Genomic DNA, 906 nt, shown 5'->3' on the forward strand with positions numbered 1-906 from the left:
GGGATGACGGTGTCGCCGATCCACGGCTCGGGGTCGCGGGCCATCGACTCGGTGAGCGACCAGAACAGGTTGCGCCAGCCGATGACCTCCCCGACGCGGGTCTGCACGCCGCGGAAACCGCCGGCGCCGGTGGCGTCGAGGGCCTTGAGCAGCAGGCCCGCGATGAAGTCGAGCTTGACGGCGAGGCGGGTGCAGCCCTGGAAGGTGAACCGCGGCAGGAATCCGGACTGCGGGAAGAACGCGTTGATCTTCTCCACATCGCCGTACATGAACACGTTCTCCCACGGCACGAGCACCTTGTCGAAGATGAAGATCGCGTCGTTCTCGTCCATGCGCGAGGACAGCGGGTAGTCGAACGGGGATCCGACGACGTTGGCGTTCTGGCTGTAGGAGGCCCGCGAGATCAGCTTGATGCCGGGCGCGTCCATCGGCACCGTGCAGATCAGGGCGAATTCCTTCTTCTTGATCGGCAGGCCGTAGTGGGCGATGAAGTTGTAGTTGGTGATCGCCGAGCCGGTGGCGACGACCTTGGCGCCGGAGACGATCAGGCCCGCGTCGGTCTCCTTCTCGACCTTCATGAACACGTCGCCGACCTGGTCCGGGGGCAGTTGCCGGTCCACCGGGGGGTTGATGATCGCGTGGTTCCAGTACAGGACCTTCTCCTGCGATTCGCGGTACCAGCGCTTGGCGTTGTCCTGGAACGGGGCGTAGAGCTCGCTGTTGGCGTTGAGGGTGCCGAGGAAGGAGGCCTTGTAGTCGGGGGACCGGCCCATCCAGCCGTAGGTCATCCGCGCCCAGGTGGCGATGGCGTCGCGTTCGGCGAGCAGGTCGTCGGCGGAGGTGGGGGTGCGGAAGAACGGCATGGTCACCCCGCCGTTGCCGGTGTCGGTGGGACAGGTGAGGGTG

The 906-nt window shown here is 66.1% G+C and carries 1 protein-coding gene; it reads right to left on the bottom strand.

The annotated features are described in order from the left end of the window. The coding region (locus tag G6039_RS30190) for a 4-hydroxyphenylacetate 3-hydroxylase N-terminal domain-containing protein (protein WP_277606693.1) at positions 1 to 906 on the bottom strand (906 nt) is incomplete at both ends.

Source organism: Rhodococcus aetherivorans (assembly GCF_011058165.1).
Taxonomy (GTDB): Bacteria; Actinomycetota; Actinomycetes; order Mycobacteriales; family Mycobacteriaceae; genus Rhodococcus; species Rhodococcus aetherivorans.